Below are 15,638 nucleotides of genomic sequence, written 5' to 3' on the forward strand. Positions count from 1 at the left end.
CCACAAGAACGAAAAAGTCGGCAATGCTGGAACATTGCCGACCTGAGTACTCCCCATGCCAAGCTGGAACCTGAGCCTATCCCAAGCGGGATAACGGGGATTGTTTTGTCCATTCTTAAACCAACAAAACTGACCAAAAGTATGCAAAAACGGGTACAACCTAAAACAGTACTGCGTAGGGTTATGCAAGTTACCTGTACACAATTAATACTGGCCATGCTGTTCGTCGGCGCGAGTTTTGCGAACGACGGCTTCGCACAGGCCATTCTGGATCAGCGCATTACGTTACAGGTGCAGGAAAAAGATGTCCGCACGGTATTACACGAGATAGAAAAGCAGAGCGACGCCCGGTTTGTGTTCAGTTCACGGCTGATCCAGACCAGCCGGAAAGTATCTATTTCGGCCAGCAACGAAGCCCTGGCCACGGTGCTGAACCGGGTGCTGAAACCGCTCCAGATCGAGTACGAGGTGGCTAAAAAGCTGATCATGCTTCGCCGGAGCGAGGGTACTGGGTTCAAAGCCCCCCAGCCGACCGACAATCCGGAACAAGTTGCCGAACGCACCCTCACCGGCGCCGTTATCGACGAAAAGGGCGAAGGACTGCCCGGCGTAAGCGTCGTGCTGAAAGGATCGCAGCGCGGCACCACCACCGACGTAGCCGGCAACTACCGCCTGTCTATTCCCGACGATGCCACCGAGGCCGTGCTGGTTTTTTCGTTCGTCGGTTTTTTATCCCAGGAAGTAGCCGTGGGCAATCAGTCGGCGGTTAACGTGACGCTGAAACCAGACACGCGCGCCCTCGACGAAGTGGTGGTCGTTGGCTACGGTACGCAGTCGCGCCGGAACGTAACGGGCTCGGTGGCCAAGGTCGATATGAAGCAGGTCGAGAATCTGCCCAACACCAACGTGACCCAGGCGCTGCGCGGCCGGGTAGCGGGCGTCCAGTTCACCGACAATGGCCGGCCGGGACAGGGCGGCAGTATTCTCGTACGCGGCACCCGTTCCATTACCGCCAATAACGACCCGCTGATCATCCTGGACGGGGTTTTCTACAACGGTAACCTGGCCGACATCAACCCGAACGACATCGAGACGATGGAGATTCTGAAAGATGCATCGTCGGCAGCCATCTACGGCTCGCGCGCAGCCAACGGGGTTATTCTGATCACGTCCAAAAAAGGCACGACCGAAAAACCGGTCATCCGCTTCAACGCCTACGCGGGCCTGTCGGACTGGAGCCGCCGGATCAAACTCCTCAGCCCTGAACGATACATCGAGAAAACCCTCGATGTCCGGCGGCAGAGCGGCCAAACGGCCGACCCCGCCCAGGTGGCCAGCTACCTCCAGAATACCGAAGCCGAAAACTTCCGCAACGGCGTCACGATCGACCCCTGGGACGAAATTTCGCAGCAAGGGTCGATTCAGTCGTACGACATCAGCGTATCGGGTCGTACGGGCCGCACCTCCTACTTTATCTCGACAGCGCAGGTATACGAGAAAGGCCTGATTTTCAACGACAATGCCAACCGCACGTCGTTCCGGATCAACCTGGAGAACAACATCACCGACTGGCTGCGGGTGGGCGTCACCTCGCAGTACGCCCGGCGCGACCTGTCGGGTAAAGAGTCGGATACGGGGCAGGGCTATACGCTGAGCCCGTTCGGCAAGCTCTATTTCGACGAAGCCAAAACGGACCCGGTCCCCTATCCCGTTGACGACCAGATTCAGCGCAGCCCGATCTTCTACCCCATGCTCGACAAAGACCAGGAGATCAAGCACAACCTGTTCGCCAATTTCTACGCCACGGTCGATGTGCCCTTCGTGAAAGGGCTGACCTACCGGGTCAACTATTCGCCGAACTACCGCTGGGAGCATCGCTACACCTCGTCGCCCATCTACCGGCGCAATGGGCTGAACAACCTCGGCAGTGCCTCCAAGTACAATCGCGAAGATTTCGACTGGGTGCTGGAAAACATCGTCACCTACAGCCGCCAGCTGGCGCCGGATCACGACCTCGACCTGACGCTGCTCTACGGCCGGAATCAGCGGTACTGGGAATCGACTAATGCCAACGGCTCCAACTTCTTTACCGATGTGCTGAGCTGGAACAACCTGAACCTGGCTCAGGTACAGCAAGCCTTCTCGAACGCCCAGCAGGTAGACGGGGTCTCGTCCATGGCCCGGCTTAACTACCGCTTCCGGAACCGCTACCTGCTCACCCTGACCGCCCGGCGCGATGGCAGCTCCGTATTCGGCGCCAGCCACAAGTACGGCACGTTTCCGTCGGCTGCGCTGGCCTGGATCGCGTCGGATGAACCGTTTATGCAGAAACTGCCGGTGTTCAACCTGCTCAAACTACGGCTCTCGGTTGGGTCGGTTGGTAATCAGGCCATTGCCCCTTACGGATCGCTCAGCACGGCCGGAACGACCCAGTACGTGTACGGCGACGGTGGCGCCACGGTCAACGCGGTGTATACGGCTACCATGGCCAACCAGGACCTGCGGTGGGAAACAACGGTTTCCAGCAATGCCGCCGTGGATTTTGAGCTGATGAAAGGCCGGATTGGCGGTACCCTCGAATATTACCACATGAACACCCGCGACCTGCTGCTGAACCGGGCACTGCCCAGTCCGACGGGGTTTGCGCAGGTGCTGACCAACCTGGGGGCCACCCGGAATACCGGCTTCGAGTTTACTCTCAATACCAGCAATGTGCGCAGCGGTAAGTTCGAGTGGTCCACCAACCTGAATTTCTCTACCAACCGCAACCGCATCACCCATCTGTACGGCAGCGACCTCAACAACGACGGCCGCGAAGACGACGATCTGGGCAACCGCTGGTTTATTGGTCAACCAATCAACATCAATTACGACTACGTTTTTGACGGCGTATACCAGGTAGGCGACGAACTGCCACCGGGCTACAAGCCAGGGTTCCTGCGCTTCAAGGACCTCAACCAGGACGGGAAACTCGACGCCAGCGACCGCACCATCATCAGCCAGCGGGAGCCCAAATACCGCTGGGGTGTCAACAATACGCTGCGTTACGGCAACCTGTCGCTGTCGGTATTCCTAAACGCCATGCAGGGCTGGCAGCAGTCGTTCTACCTGCTCGACCCGGTCAATAACTACCCCAATCGCCCGGTCAACATGCTCGACGCCGGCTGGTGGACGGCCGAAAACAAATCGACCACGCGCCCGTCGCTGGTTTATACTAACCCGCTCGGCTACGGCTATTATACCTCCCGTGATTTTGTCCGGATTCAGGACGTGAGCCTGGCCTACGACTTCCCGAAACCGCTGCTGTCGCGGCTGAAGGTCAACTCGCTGCGGGCCTACGTGAGCGGTAAAAACCTGCATACGTTCACAAATTACGTTGGTCAGGACCCCGAAAGTGGCTACAACTGGGCGGGCTACCCAACGGCCCGTTCCTTCACGGCGGGGATAAACCTGAGTTTTTAGTCGACACTCCTCAAAAGCTTTACTTATGAAAACACCAACTGTATTACCCGGTCGATATACCGTTCTGAAGCGCGTGCTGCTCGGCCTGATGCTGGTCGTTTCCGGCAATGCCTGTAAGGATTCTGTGCTGGACGAAGTCCCCCTGGCCTTCCTGAACCCCGATGTGGTGCTGGTGAACAAGTCGGGCTTCGATACCTACATAGCCTCGATCCACGCCGTACTGCGGAGTGCTTATTTTGAAAATGACGATTACGGGTACGGAGCCAACGTCTGGGATTTCCAGGTCGGCACCGACGTAGGCATGACCGGCGATCCGGGCATCAACACCTACGTCGATTACCGCACCTGGGTTACCCCCTCTGCCTCGCAGGTGAACCACCACTGGGAATGGGCCTATCTAAAAGTAATTCCACGGGCCAATACGCTGATCGAATACGCCGAAAAGCCCGCTGCGGTCTGGAAAGACGAAGCTGAAAAAAATGCGGCCGTGGGCGAAGCCCGGTTCCTGCGTGCTTATGCCTATAACATCTTGGCCAATCTGTACGGCGGGGTGCCCATCGTTGACAAGGTTGCCAGCAGCCCCAAGCTCGATTTCGTACGGGCCACGCGGGAAGAGGTGCTGGCCTTCGTGGCTAAAGATCTGGAGTTTGCGTCGCAGTGGCTTCCTAAATCGACCACCCAGGACGGCCGCGTTGTTAAGGCAGCCGCCGACCACCTGCTGGCCGAAGTGTATAACAACCAGAAGCAGTACGACAAAGCGATTGCGAGTGCGTCGGCCGTTATTCAGGATGCGCAGTACCAGCTGATGACGACCCGGTTTGGCAAGTACACTGCCCAGCCCGGCGACGTGTTCTCCGACCTGTTCAAGGACAACAACCAGAACCGCACCACATCCGGCAACAAAGAAACCATCTGGGCGCTTCAGTTCGAGTTTCAGACACCGGGCGGCCTGCCCAAGTCGGGCGGAGGAAACGGCACCCTGCGCGCCTGGGGACCCCGCTATTTTGCCATCAAGGACCCCGACGGAAAAACGGCGATGACCGTTGCCGACAGCCTTGGCCGACCCGTAGGCTGGTACCGCCCCACGTCGTATTTCAATCACCTGATCTGGACCGACCCCAACGACATCCGGAACTCCCGCTTCAACATCCGGCGCGATTTTTACTATAACGACAGGTCGTCGAAATATTTCGGCCAGCGCGTTAATCCCAAAACGGCCAAAGACCTCGACACCATGTACTGGTACTATCCCTACATCCGCAAAATTGAGGGCGAGCCACTGGCCGGCGCTACCTACGGCCGCACCTTCAAGGAGTTTTACCTGATGCGGCTGGCCGAAACCTACCTGTTGCGGGCCGAAGCCTACCTCATGAAGGGAGACCTGCAGAAAGCCGCCGACGACATCAACGTGGTACGCAGCCGGGCCAAGGCCAAACCTGTAGCGGCCACTGAGGTGACGCTCGACTACCTCCTCGACGAACGGGCGCGGGAGCTGATGCTGGAAGAACTCCGGCGGCTCACCCTCAACCGAATGGGCAAGCTCGTTGAACGGGTGCGCCGGTACAACCCGCGCAGCGGCAGCACCATCCAGGACTACCACGCGTTTTTCCCGATCCCGCAGAAATTTATCGATGCCAACCTGGCGGCCAAGGTCGATCAGAACCAGGGCTACTAACCGTCTATCCACACCCGTTGATCGCGAAAGGGCGGCCGTAGTCGAGTAGACAGGCGGTTGCGGCACCCTTTTCGCTTATCCTGCATCTTTTTCCTTCTTACCTCTATGTCTACGAGCGCACAGTTCAGTCGTCGCCATTTTCTGCGTACTGCATCGGTAGCCGGTACCAGCCTGATCGTATCGCCTTCGCTGTCGGCGGGTGGTTTTTACCGGGGCAAACCTAATGATAAAGTGGTTGTGGCCATTATGGGCACCAACAGCCGGGGCGCCTTTCTGGCCAAACATTTTGCCCGCATTCCCAATACGGAGGTGGCTTATATCTGCGATGTAGACGAGCGGGTACTGACCAAAACCTGCGCCAGCCTCGAGACCCAGACCGGTCGGAAACCGAAAGGATTCACGGATATCCGCAAACTGCTCGACCAGAAAGATTTCGACGCCCTGGTGGTAGCCGCACCCGACCACTGGCATGCGCCCGCAACGATTCTGGGCTGTCAGGCCGGTAAACACGTGTACGTAGAAAAACCCTGCAGCCACAATCCGCACGAAGGCGAAATGGCCGTTGAAGCCGCCCGCAAGTACAACCGGCTGGTGCAGATGGGCAGCCAGCGCCGGTCGTTCTCCAACGTGCAGGATGCCGTCAAAAAGCTGCACGAGGGCGTTATTGGCCGGGTGTATTTTGCGCGGGGCTGGTATACCAACTGGCGCCCCAGCATCGGCAAAGGCAAAGAAGTAGCAGTTCCGGCCCATCTGCATTACGACCTCTGGCAGGGCCCGGCGCCCCACCGCCCCTACCGCGATAACCTGATCCATTACAACTGGCACTGGCTCTGGCACTGGGGTACGGGCGAGGCCCTCAACAACGGCACCCACGAACTCGATGTCATGCGCTGGGGCCTGGGCGTCGACTACCCCAGCCAGGTCGTTTCGTCGGGCGGGCGCTTTGCTTTCAACGACGATTGGGAAACCCCCGATACACAAACCATTACGTTTACGTTTCCGAACAACACCGCCATGACCTGGGAAGGGCGCAGCTGCAACGGCTACGACTCGGAAGGCAGTGGGCGGGGCGTGGTATTCTACGGCGAGAAAGGGACGCTGGTCTATCCGGGAGCCAACAGTTACAGCATCTACGACCAGAAAAACAAACTGGTTAAGACCGTGACCGACAGCACACCCTACGACGCGACCAACACGGTAAGCCCGCTGGAGCAGCTCGACGCCCTCCACCTGCAGAATTTCGTACAGACGATCCGGGGCGACGCCAGCCTGCAGGCCCCCATTGCCGAAGGCCACAAGTCGACCCTGCTCCCCCAGCTGGGCAATATTGCCTACCGCGTGGGGCGGGTGATCCACTGCGACCCCACGAACGGGCATATCCTGAACGACAAAGAAGCGATGAAGCTCTGGTCGCGCGACTACAGCAAAGACTGGGCGGTGCGGGTATAGCCTGAGCCCACGCTTTCTCTTATCTATTAAAGACCAGCGGTCTACACGAGTACCCCCGTCAGCTCCGGAGCCGGCGGGGGTTTTTGTTGGGGCTTTTTTACGGGCGGCAACCGGAAAATCCAGTAATTTAGCCCAACGGGCGATACCCACAGCCCCGAAAGGCACCAGACCATGAAAGGGAGAGAGTTGGACTTATACCTGAGCGAAGGTTATTTCCGGATGCAGCAGGACGTGTTTACCTGCCGGTTCATCCTGTTCGAAGACCGGCTTTGTCCCGTTCACTGGCTCCGGCTCGATCTGGCGCGGGTCACCTACGGCAAAAGCCAGCGCCAGCTGCTGAAGAGTAACGCACGCTTCTCGGTCGATGTCCGCCCGTTTGTGCTTACCCATGAGCTGGAAACGCTCTACGCCGAGTATCGGGACAGTATTACGTTCGACGCTCCGCTGTCGGTAGAGGCCTGCCTGCTCGACGGGTCAGCCTACAACGTCTTCGACAGCTACGTGGTAGAAGTCCGGGACGGAGCCCGCCTGATTGCCGCCGGTATCTTCGACGATGGGGTCCGGAGCATAGCGGGCATTATGAACTTCTACCATCCCGACTACCGGCGCTACAGCCTGGGCAAATTTCTGATGCTGCAAAAGATCAGGTATGCGCAGCAACAGCAGAAGGTCTACTATTACCCCGGCTACGTGGTGAGCCATTACCCGAAATTCGATTATAAGCTATACGCCTGCGAGTCGGCTACCGAACTCTTCGACCAGCTGAGCGGCAACTGGCTGCCTTTTTCGTGGGAGACCATGAGCACCCTGGCGGCTACCATGCTGGACGAATGATGGCGCGATACGGGCTGCCTCCAAAAACATCGACCGCGCCCAGCTGTTATGCTGTAAACAAACAGTAGCATGGCCCGTCAGGATCCGCACACCGAATACATCGTCAACCAGGAAGACTACGCCAAAGCCCTGGCCAGCTTACCCGCCAGCGGCACAGAGCAGCAGAAAGCCCACTCCGCCCCCATCACCGCCCGTCAGTACCGGCAGAATACCAGCCAGACCATCAACGCCGGCAAATGGTCCATGTGGGGGATCGCTCCCGAATCCTTCGAGTTCGAGTGGCGCAACGGCGCCTGGCGCCCCCCCATCAACCTGGTCATATCCATGTAGAGACGCAACCGCGACGGCGGCCCGGCCCTTGCGTCTCCTACGCGTCAGCAACCATATTTCTAACGGACGAACTGCTTATTGGATCAGGAGACGCAACCGCAACGGCGGCCCGGCCCTTGCGTCTCACCCGCGTCAGCAACCCTCACCCACCCCATCCACTACCGAGTCCAGTAAGAACCGGGGCGGGTACCCTTTGCTAGTTGTTGATCAACTCCTGCCGCTGTATGCGTACCCCTTTTACTTTTCTCCTGTCTATTCTTTTCGCTGTACCTGTCTTCTGCCAGCAGCGTTTTGCCGACCTCGGCAACTTTACCCTCGACAATGGCCAGGTGATCCAGAACTGCCGCGTCGGCTACCGAACCTTCGGCAAACTGAACGCCACCCGCTCCAACGCCATCCTGGTACCGACCTGGTTCGGTGGCACCTCAGAAGCCAAAGCGTTCATAGCCAGTCCGGGCAATGCGGCCGACAGCACCAGATACTTCACCATTGTAGTCGACGCGCTGGGCAATGGCGTCTCTACATCGCCCTCCAACAGCAGCGCGCAGCCGGGGCCCCAGTTCCCGGCCTTCAGCATCCGCGATATGGTTCGGTCGCAGTACGAGCTGGTCACCAAAACGCTGAAACTCCCGCACCTGTACGCCGTACTGGGTATTTCGATGGGTGGCATGCAGTCGTTCGAGTGGCTGGTCTCCTACCCTGATTTTGTCGATCATGTGGTGCCTATTGTCGGCACGCCGAAGCAGAGTAGCTACGACCGGCTCTTCTGGGGCACCCAGCTCACCATCCTGGAACGGGGTAACTTCTCGGCCGAAGCCATGCGCACCGTCGGTAACCTGCACGAACTGAACCTGACGACCCCCAGCCATTTCCTGCGCACCCTCAAAGCCGAAGACGAACCCGACTTTGCCCGTAAAAAAGAAGAAGGCTACAGCGGCCGAAACCCCTACGACTGGGCGTCGCAGCTGCGCGCCATGATCGGCCAGGACATTTACCGGGGGCGCACCGCAGCCGACCTGAAAGCACTCATCAGGGCCCGGCTGCTGGTCATCGTGGCCACCCAGGATCACATGGTCACGCCCGGCACGGCTACCGAGCTGGCCCGCGCCCTCAACGTTCCTCTGGTAGAACTGACCGGCGACTGTGGCCACCTGGCTACCGGTTGCGAATCGGACCGGATCAACACCGAAATCGGCGCGTTTCTGGGGCGACGCTAGCCCGGCCGGGTTTCCATACAATCGGTTCCGTCAACCTTCTATTCTGTCAGGGGTTTAGTGTCTATCAACGATATGAATCCCTATGAATCTTCTGACAAAAACCATCGGCTGGACACTGGCGGGCCTGGGAGCCTGGGCCGCTACCAAAGCGTATCTGGCGCAGAAACGAAAGATCGACTTTCGGGATAAAACCATCATCATTACCGGCGGTTCGCGCGGGCTCGGGCTCGAGATGGCCCGGCTGCTGGCGCTGGAAGGAGCAAACCTGGCCCTCTGCGCCCGCGATCAGGACGATCTCGACCGCGCCCAGTCTGAGCTGAGCCAGTATCAGGTGGATGTATACGCCGAAGTGTGCGACATCACCAACAAAAACCAGATCGAGCGGTTTGTCGAAAACGTTCGGCAGGCGCTCGGCCCGGTCGATGTGCTGATCAACAACGCGGGGGTGATCATCGTAACACCTTACGAACACGCTACCGAAACCGATTTCCGGCAGGCCATGGATACCAACTTCTGGGCTGCTTTTCATATGGTCAATGCCGTACTGCCGCACATGATGGCCCGATCAGCCAGTGAGCACACCCGGGGGCGTATCGTCAACGTGGCGTCGTTTGGCGGCAAAGTGGCCGTACCGCATCTGGCTCCCTACTCGACCAGCAAGTTTGCGCTGGTTGGTTACTCGGAAGGGCTGCGGGCCGAGCTGCTCAAGGATAACATTCAGGTGACGACCATCTGTCCCGGCCTGATCCGGACCGGCAGCCCGCGCAACGCCATCTACAAGGGTCAGAACGAAAAAGAATATACCGTCTTCAAGATTGGCGATTCGCTGCCGTTCGTTACCATCGACTCGACCGACTGCGCCCACGAAATCATCGACGCCTGCCGCTACGGAGAGGTTGAACGTATTATTACGCTGCCGGCCAAACTGGGAGCCGCGCTGGAAGGTATTGCCCCGAGCTTTATTGGCGAAACGATGGCCCTGGTCAACAGGCAGCTACCCGGCCCCGGCGGCATTGGCGAGCAGCGCGCTTTCGGCCGCGACAGCGAAACACCCCTGTCGCAGTCGTTTATTACCCAGCTTACGAACGAAGCCGCCGAGCAGAACAACGAAATGGGCCGCGATGCGTCGGGGCTATAAACCGGCGGCAGGGCCATGAACCGACCGAACCGGCTACCGTTACAGATTCGATCTGGCGTCGTCTAGTCAGTACAGCAAACAATTTGCGCCGGAAAAGGTAATCGATGGGGGACTTTGTTCCCAGCTACATAACTACACGACTAAACGAATACACATCATGCGTTGGTTAGGAGGACGCGAAAGCGATAACGTTGACGACCGCCGGGGGAGCGGTGGCGGAGGACTACTGGTTGGCGGTGGCATCGGCACCATTGTCATTGCCATTATCGTCACCCTGCTGGGGGGCGATCCGTCGGATATTATCGGCAACCAGCCGCAAACCCAGAGTCCGACCATGCCGGGCTCGCAGCGGGCTACCGGACCACAACCCGACGATCAGGCGGCTCAGTTTACGCGCCGGGTACTGGCCAGCACCGAAGACACCTGGACCCAGCTGCTGGCGAAGGAAGGGGGACAATACCGCCCGCCAACGCTGGTATTTTTTCGGGGACAGACGCCGTCGGGTTGCGGAGCAGCTTCGTCGGCCTCGGGTCCGTTCTACTGCCCCGGTGATAAGAGACTATACATCGATCTGTCGTTCTACGATGACCTGGCCCGTCGCTTCAATGCCCCCGGCGACTTTGCCATGTCGTATGTCATTGCCCATGAAGTCGGGCATTACCTTCAGGATCAGATGGGTATTATGGACAAAGTACGGGCCGCCCAGGAGCGCATGAGCGAAACCCAGGCCAACCGATTGTCGGTGCGGCTCGAACTACAGGCCGACTTCCTGGCGGGTGTATGGGCGCACCACGCGCAGGGAAAAAGTTTCGTGCTGGAGCCGGGTGATGTGGAAGAAGCCCTGACGGCTGCGAACGCCATCGGTGATGACCGCATCCAGAAAGAAACCCAGGGCTATGTTGTACCCGACGCGTTCACGCACGGCACGGCCGCTCAGCGCGTGTACTGGTTCTCGAAAGGCCTGAAAACCGGCGATATCAACCAAGGCGACACCTTCAACAGCCGCGAAGACGCCAATCTGCAATAGTTTTTGATTTGATACGAATGTGGAAGGGTAGCATGATGTTATGTCATGCTGCCCTTCCACATTCGCGTTTTTTCTGATCCGTCCACAACCCTACGCGAGCAGTGATCCGGAGCGTGAAAGGAAGCAGCTACGTCTCTATTTATGCCAGCTCCAGACAAACGACCCCTGTAGGCTGGGTTGCTCCGAGCCGTTTCGGGTGAGCTTACCGTATTTGGCAACGCCTTCGATAGAAAAACGGCGGCCCAGGGCGTATTCGACCCCAACGAGCGCATTGAGTTTGGGGCTGTAGTAGGGCGCAGGATCGTTTAGAGAGCTTCCATCCAGGTTAAAAACCCGGTCGTGGTACCAGCCGTAGGTGACGCCCCCGCCTACGAAGCCGGACACAAAACTACCGCTCCAGAGATAGTAGCGGGCAAACACCCCGCCCTCCCGACGCAACGCAATCAGGCTATGGTATTCGGCTTCTACGCCCACCCAGGTCCGGTTGGCAATAAACCGCCCACCTCTGGCCGTTGCGCCCAGTAACGTCAGGCCAGCGCCGACCATCCAGTTTCCTTTCTGCTGATGCAGGGCGGCTACGGACTTCCATTCCGAGTCCTGAATAGGTTGGTCAGCGGCCGTTTGCGCCTGACTGCGCCCCGCCAGCATACCGAGCAGGCAAGCCAGTAATACGTATCGGTTTTTCATACAGATGAGTATGAATTTAATTCGTTGTCAATGACAAAGCAACACGATAAGAGGCTGGGTAGCAAGGTGTCGAATCAATAATTATTCATATTTTATTATATGGTAAATGAGCCATAGAAAGACAGTCTTGCGGGTAGCAGCAGGGCCATCCCGTTCTAACAATGGCAGGCAGCTATCGCAGAACTTTGGTGATTTCGTTCAGCTTTTCCATCTTCTGTACGAAATCCCCTTTGAGTTGATTACGGATGGCGGTCAGGTTGTCGAGGGTCTCCTGCAGGCTGTCGGGGAGGATTTCTTCCAGCACTTCGCGGAATCGCTTGGCGAAGGTGGGCGATTTGCCGTTTGTCGAGATGGCAATTTTGAGGTCGCCTTTTTTCACGACCGAGCTCAGGTAAAAGTCGCAGAGGTCCGGGGTATCGGCTACGTTGACCAGAATACGCCGGGCTTTACAATCGGCCTGCACCTGGCGGTTTACGGCCTTGTCGTTGGTGCCGACAATAACGAGGTCCTTATCATCGAGATGAGCGGGCGTGTACGGCTCCTCAACGAGCTGCACGTTGGGTGACTGCCGGGCTATATCCCGAATCTCATCGCGGATCTCGGGCGCTACCAGCGTAGTGCGGGTATCGGGGGCGTTACCGAGCAGGGCGGTCAGTTTCTCCAGCCCTACGTAGCCGCCCCCCACAATCAGGATATGCAGTTTCTCGGCCTTGACGAAAATAGGAAAGAGTGTGTTCATAAAAGCCGTAGTGGTTAGTCGATAGCGATTCGCTGCATTCCTGCAAACTTACCACTATTGACTAACCACTACCGGAATAAAGGCTGATTTTTAAAACTTAAAGCCCAGGTTTACGCCCAGCACCCTGCGCTTGGTGTTCGTAACGTCTTTCAGCACATCGGCAAAGCCGTAGTGGTACACGAAATCGATGAACAGCGGCCCCGCATCGAAGCCCAGGTTAGCCAGTCCGTTAACGGTAGCCGCCCGGAAGTCCCGCTGTTGAAAGTTAAATTCGTTGTCACCCACACCCAGCGGAGTGGCGTATTCAGCGCCGATCTGCAACCGAACGGCCGATACTCCCCGCTCCGACTGCGCCAGCTTTACGCCAATGTAGGCCGGAATGTGCAGGTACTTCTGATCAACGTTCGACGTGATATCTTCGATACTACCCACCTGTCCGTCGCCGGCGCGGTAGAAGTCCGAACTCGACGTTAGGTATTCGGCGCCGATCTGTCCGTATACGCGACCACCACCCCGCACGAAGATACCCAGTTGGTACCCCAGCCGACCGGCCAGGTCATTACCGCCTACGTCTTCGCCCTCGAACCGGGTCGAGTTAGCACCACCATACAGCCCAAACGTAAAATTCTTGTAGTTCTCCCGGCGCTCCTGACGCTCGGCCACCTCCACACTGCGCTGTCCGTCTTCGAAGCCTTCGTCATAGGCCTTACTCAGGTCGCGTTCGTCGTACCGGTTTTCGTTCCGGTTGCCCCGGTCCAGCCGCTCTTCGTAGCGATTGTCATACCGCCGGTCTTCATCATTCCGGCGCATAAACTCACGGCGCTCGTCGAAGCGGTCGTTCATGCGCCGATCTTCCATCCGCTCGTCCCGACGCGACGGGCGATCGTATCGATCATCATTGCGGTAGCGATCGTCGTACGAGTTTCGCTGCGCATACACGAGTCCTGTACTGCACACCCCCGCTACGAGCAAGGCTGTTTTTGCAAAAGTTTTCATAACGTGTTGAGTTGAGTATATTGACTGCTACCAATCAACGGGTAAACCCCTCCCTGACCGGAATGTTTGCATAACTAATCGTAGACAGAACGAAGCAGGCACAAAAAAAGGGCCGCTTCGTTTGAAACGGCCCCCGCTGTTGATGAAGAACGGCGGTTTAGAATCGGAAACCAAGGTTCAGCGCCAGGATGTTACGCTTGGTATCGTTGGTATCGAATACGTTCTGCAGACCGTGGTTATAAACGGCATCCAGCGTCAGCGGGCCGAGGTTGATACCAGCACCCACCAGTCCGTTCAGGATGGTCCGGTTGAAATCATCTTCGCCAATGCCAAAGCGGTTGTTCGGGTTCACGACCAGAGCCGACAGCTCGGCACCCGCCTGGATGCGCAGACCCAGCGCGCTACCGATTCGCAGACCTACATAGGCCGGGATGGCAACGAAATGCTGGTTGATCTGACCGCTGACATTGCCCGGCGTTGGGGTTGGCTGACCAGCACCCGACCGAACCAGGTTGGTGGTCGAGTTCCGGTATTCCAGACCGATCTGACCGAAAACGGTACCGCCCGTACGACCGTAGATACCAGCCTGCCAGCCGGCGCGGTAAGCACCATCCGGAATCGGCTCGTTCACGAAGCGCGAGAAGTTCACCCCGGCGTATACGCCAAATTTACCTTCTTTGCCCCAGGCTTTGTCATCACCATCCTGACGGGTGGTCGTGGCGGTGTTGGCGTCGGCATTGTAGGTGGTCGTCGTCGTGGTGGTCGTGCCGTAAGCCGGAGCCGCCGTCGTGTTCGTCGTTGCGTTGCTGTTCATCATCGAACTGTTATTGTTCATGTTCGATGTGCTGGTGGCGGCATTGGTGGTGTCGGTCGTTGCCGGTGTCGCGTTGTAGGTCGATGTCGTCGTGGTCGACGAATAGGTATTGGAGTTGGTCTGGGCCGTTGCCATACCCATGCTAAACAGGCATAAAGCCAATAGTGAATGTTTACGTTTCATAACGTGAATGTGTTAATCGTTGAGTTGTACAAAAAAAGGGTGTAATCGAAATTACACCCCATTAACAGCCCATCGGCTAGTATTGTTTTTAACTATTCCAACCTGTCTGTATTTTACTACTCAGTTGAAATACCTATCCTAGAATTTAAAACCGACGCTGGCGCTCAGAATACGGCGCTGCGAACCGGCAAAGCCCGTGTTGTTCACGGCCTCGATCGAATTGCTGAAACCATGGTGGTACGTCAGGTCAATAAGCAGAGGACCAATGTCGAAGCCCAGCTGACCCAGGCCGTTGAACGTGCCGCTCTTGATCTCTGAATTAGACAGATTGAAGTCACCGCTGTTGGAGTTAATCCGGTTGGCGTACTCCAGACCCGCCTGCAGACGGATGGCCGAAATTCCCCGATCCGACTCCAATAATTTATACCCGATATAAACCGGAATCTGTACGTACTGGATGTTGATCTGATCGCGGATCGTTCCCGCCGAGGTGCCGTCTCCGGCCGTAAAATAGTTCGAGCTCGACGCAAAATACTCGGCTCCCAGCTGACCGTATAACCGACCGCCACCCCGCACAAAGAAACCGGCCTGGTAACCCAGTCGGCCGCTTAGCCGATCGCCGTTAACGTCTTCACCCGCGAAACGGGTTGAGTTGGCTCCGGCATATACACCGAAAACAAAGTTTTTGTAGTCTTTCGTATCCCTGGGCCGGGTCGAAGTGCTGTACGTATCCGTCGTGGTGGTCGTATACGTGGGCGATGCGGTGCTGTTGGTCGTCGTGTTGGTGCTGCCGTCGGTCGTGTTGTACGATGAAGACGGTGACGAGCTGTTGACGGCGTTGGTACTATCGGTCGTTACCGGCGATGTGCTGTAGGTCGAATTTCCGGACGTTGACGAATAACTATTCGTTGTCGTTTGGGCCTGGGCCAGCCCGAGTGAGGCAATCCCGATTGCCAACAGTGAGACATGACGTTTCATTGCGTTTTTCAGTTGTTAGTTGAGTAATAAAAAAATGGGCGCAACCGAAGTTACACCCACTTAACAGGTAGAATACGTATGTTGTTATTTATTAGCCGAACTATCGGGT

The 15,638-nt window shown here is 57.4% G+C and carries 13 protein-coding genes; 8 read left to right on the forward strand and 5 right to left on the reverse strand.

Features of this window, described 5'->3' with window-relative positions; all coding sequences use genetic code 11:
* Window positions 1–183 precede the first annotated feature (183 nt).
* The 8 genes from B1C80_RS12425 to B1C80_RS12460 all read left to right on the forward strand — a co-directional run bounded on the left by B1C80_RS12425 (window position 184) and on the right by B1C80_RS12460 (window position 11,132).
* Window positions 184–3,462, forward strand: a complete 3,279-nt coding sequence (locus B1C80_RS12425) for a TonB-dependent receptor (protein ID WP_236648742.1) — start codon at window positions 184–186, stop codon at window positions 3,460–3,462.
* A gap of 25 nt (window positions 3,463–3,487) precedes the next feature.
* On the forward strand, window positions 3,488–5,137 hold the full coding sequence (locus B1C80_RS12430) for a RagB/SusD family nutrient uptake outer membrane protein (RefSeq protein ID WP_077921414.1): 1,650 nt from the start codon (window positions 3,488–3,490) through the stop codon (window positions 5,135–5,137).
* Between the two features lie 105 nt (window positions 5,138–5,242).
* Window positions 5,243–6,586, forward strand: coding sequence for a Gfo/Idh/MocA family protein (locus B1C80_RS12435; RefSeq protein WP_077921415.1), 1,344 nt, complete (start codon window positions 5,243–5,245; stop codon window positions 6,584–6,586).
* Window positions 6,587–6,757: 171 nt separating this feature from the next.
* Entirely contained in the window at window positions 6,758–7,420 is a 663-nt protein-coding gene (locus tag B1C80_RS12440; RefSeq protein WP_077921416.1) for an arginine-tRNA-protein transferase, read from the forward strand.
* 69 nt (window positions 7,421–7,489) lie between these two features.
* Complete coding sequence (locus B1C80_RS12445) at window positions 7,490–7,750, forward strand: hypothetical protein (RefSeq protein ID WP_077921417.1); 261 nt, start codon at window positions 7,490–7,492, stop codon at window positions 7,748–7,750.
* A 224-nt stretch (window positions 7,751–7,974) separates the two neighbouring features.
* Window positions 7,975–8,967 carry an alpha/beta fold hydrolase gene (locus B1C80_RS12450; protein WP_077921418.1) on the forward strand — a complete coding sequence of 331 codons (993 nt, stop codon included), beginning with the start codon at window positions 7,975–7,977 and terminating at the stop codon, window positions 8,965–8,967.
* Between the two features lie 82 nt (window positions 8,968–9,049).
* Window positions 9,050–10,105, forward strand: coding sequence for an SDR family oxidoreductase (locus B1C80_RS12455; protein WP_077921419.1), 1,056 nt, complete (start codon window positions 9,050–9,052; stop codon window positions 10,103–10,105).
* A gap of 157 nt (window positions 10,106–10,262) precedes the next feature.
* Complete coding sequence (locus tag B1C80_RS12460) at window positions 10,263–11,132, forward strand: neutral zinc metallopeptidase (protein ID WP_077921420.1); 870 nt, start codon at window positions 10,263–10,265, stop codon at window positions 11,130–11,132.
* Between the two features lie 135 nt (window positions 11,133–11,267).
* On the opposite strand, the gene B1C80_RS12465 is transcribed toward B1C80_RS12460, so the two are convergent.
* The 5 genes from B1C80_RS12465 to B1C80_RS12485 form a co-directional block, all read right to left on the reverse strand.
* Window positions 11,268–11,819, reverse strand: coding sequence for a hypothetical protein (locus B1C80_RS12465; RefSeq protein ID WP_077921421.1), 552 nt, complete (start codon window positions 11,817–11,819; stop codon window positions 11,268–11,270).
* Between the two features lie 172 nt (window positions 11,820–11,991).
* Window positions 11,992–12,558, reverse strand: coding sequence for a bifunctional precorrin-2 dehydrogenase/sirohydrochlorin ferrochelatase (locus tag B1C80_RS12470; RefSeq protein ID WP_077921422.1), 567 nt, complete (start codon window positions 12,556–12,558; stop codon window positions 11,992–11,994).
* A gap of 90 nt (window positions 12,559–12,648) precedes the next feature.
* Complete coding sequence (locus tag B1C80_RS12475) at window positions 12,649–13,554, reverse strand: hypothetical protein (protein WP_077921423.1); 906 nt, start codon at window positions 13,552–13,554, stop codon at window positions 12,649–12,651.
* Window positions 13,555–13,711: 157 nt separating this feature from the next.
* The gene (locus B1C80_RS12480; protein ID WP_236648744.1) at window positions 13,712–14,551 is read right to left on the reverse strand and encodes a PorT family protein; all 840 of its coding nucleotides are present in this window, start codon (window positions 14,549–14,551) and stop codon (window positions 13,712–13,714) included.
* A 138-nt stretch (window positions 14,552–14,689) separates the two neighbouring features.
* Window positions 14,690–15,529, reverse strand: coding sequence for an outer membrane beta-barrel protein (locus B1C80_RS12485; RefSeq protein ID WP_077921424.1), 840 nt, complete (start codon window positions 15,527–15,529; stop codon window positions 14,690–14,692).
* Between the last annotated feature and the right edge of the window lie 109 nt (window positions 15,530–15,638).

Source organism: Spirosoma sp. 209 (assembly GCF_002006735.1).
GTDB lineage: Bacteria > Bacteroidota > Bacteroidia > Cytophagales > Spirosomataceae > Spirosoma > Spirosoma sordidisoli.

Coding starts and splice junctions, on each gene's coding strand:
- B1C80_RS12475 (WP_077921423.1), bottom strand. CDS start 13,554: ATGAAAACTTTTGCAAAAACAGCCTTGCTCGTAGCGGGGGTGTGCAGT.
- B1C80_RS12435 (WP_077921415.1), top strand. CDS start 5,243: ATGTCTACGAGCGCACAGTTCAGTCGTCGCCATTTTCTGCGTACTGCA.
- B1C80_RS12440 (WP_077921416.1), top strand. CDS start 6,758: ATGAAAGGGAGAGAGTTGGACTTATACCTGAGCGAAGGTTATTTCCGG.
- B1C80_RS12455 (WP_077921419.1), top strand. CDS start 9,050: ATGAATCTTCTGACAAAAACCATCGGCTGGACACTGGCGGGCCTGGGA.
- B1C80_RS12450 (WP_077921418.1), top strand. CDS start 7,975: ATGCGTACCCCTTTTACTTTTCTCCTGTCTATTCTTTTCGCTGTACCT.
- B1C80_RS12430 (WP_077921414.1), top strand. CDS start 3,488: ATGAAAACACCAACTGTATTACCCGGTCGATATACCGTTCTGAAGCGC.
- B1C80_RS12445 (WP_077921417.1), top strand. CDS start 7,490: ATGGCCCGTCAGGATCCGCACACCGAATACATCGTCAACCAGGAAGAC.
- B1C80_RS12470 (WP_077921422.1), bottom strand. CDS start 12,558: ATGAACACACTCTTTCCTATTTTCGTCAAGGCCGAGAAACTGCATATC.
- B1C80_RS12485 (WP_077921424.1), bottom strand. CDS start 15,529: ATGAAACGTCATGTCTCACTGTTGGCAATCGGGATTGCCTCACTCGGG.
- B1C80_RS12460 (WP_077921420.1), top strand. CDS start 10,263: ATGCGTTGGTTAGGAGGACGCGAAAGCGATAACGTTGACGACCGCCGG.
- B1C80_RS12465 (WP_077921421.1), bottom strand. CDS start 11,819: ATGAAAAACCGATACGTATTACTGGCTTGCCTGCTCGGTATGCTGGCG.
- B1C80_RS12480 (WP_236648744.1), bottom strand. CDS start 14,551: ATGAAACGTAAACATTCACTATTGGCTTTATGCCTGTTTAGCATGGGT.
- B1C80_RS12425 (WP_236648742.1), top strand. CDS start 184: ATGCAAGTTACCTGTACACAATTAATACTGGCCATGCTGTTCGTCGGC.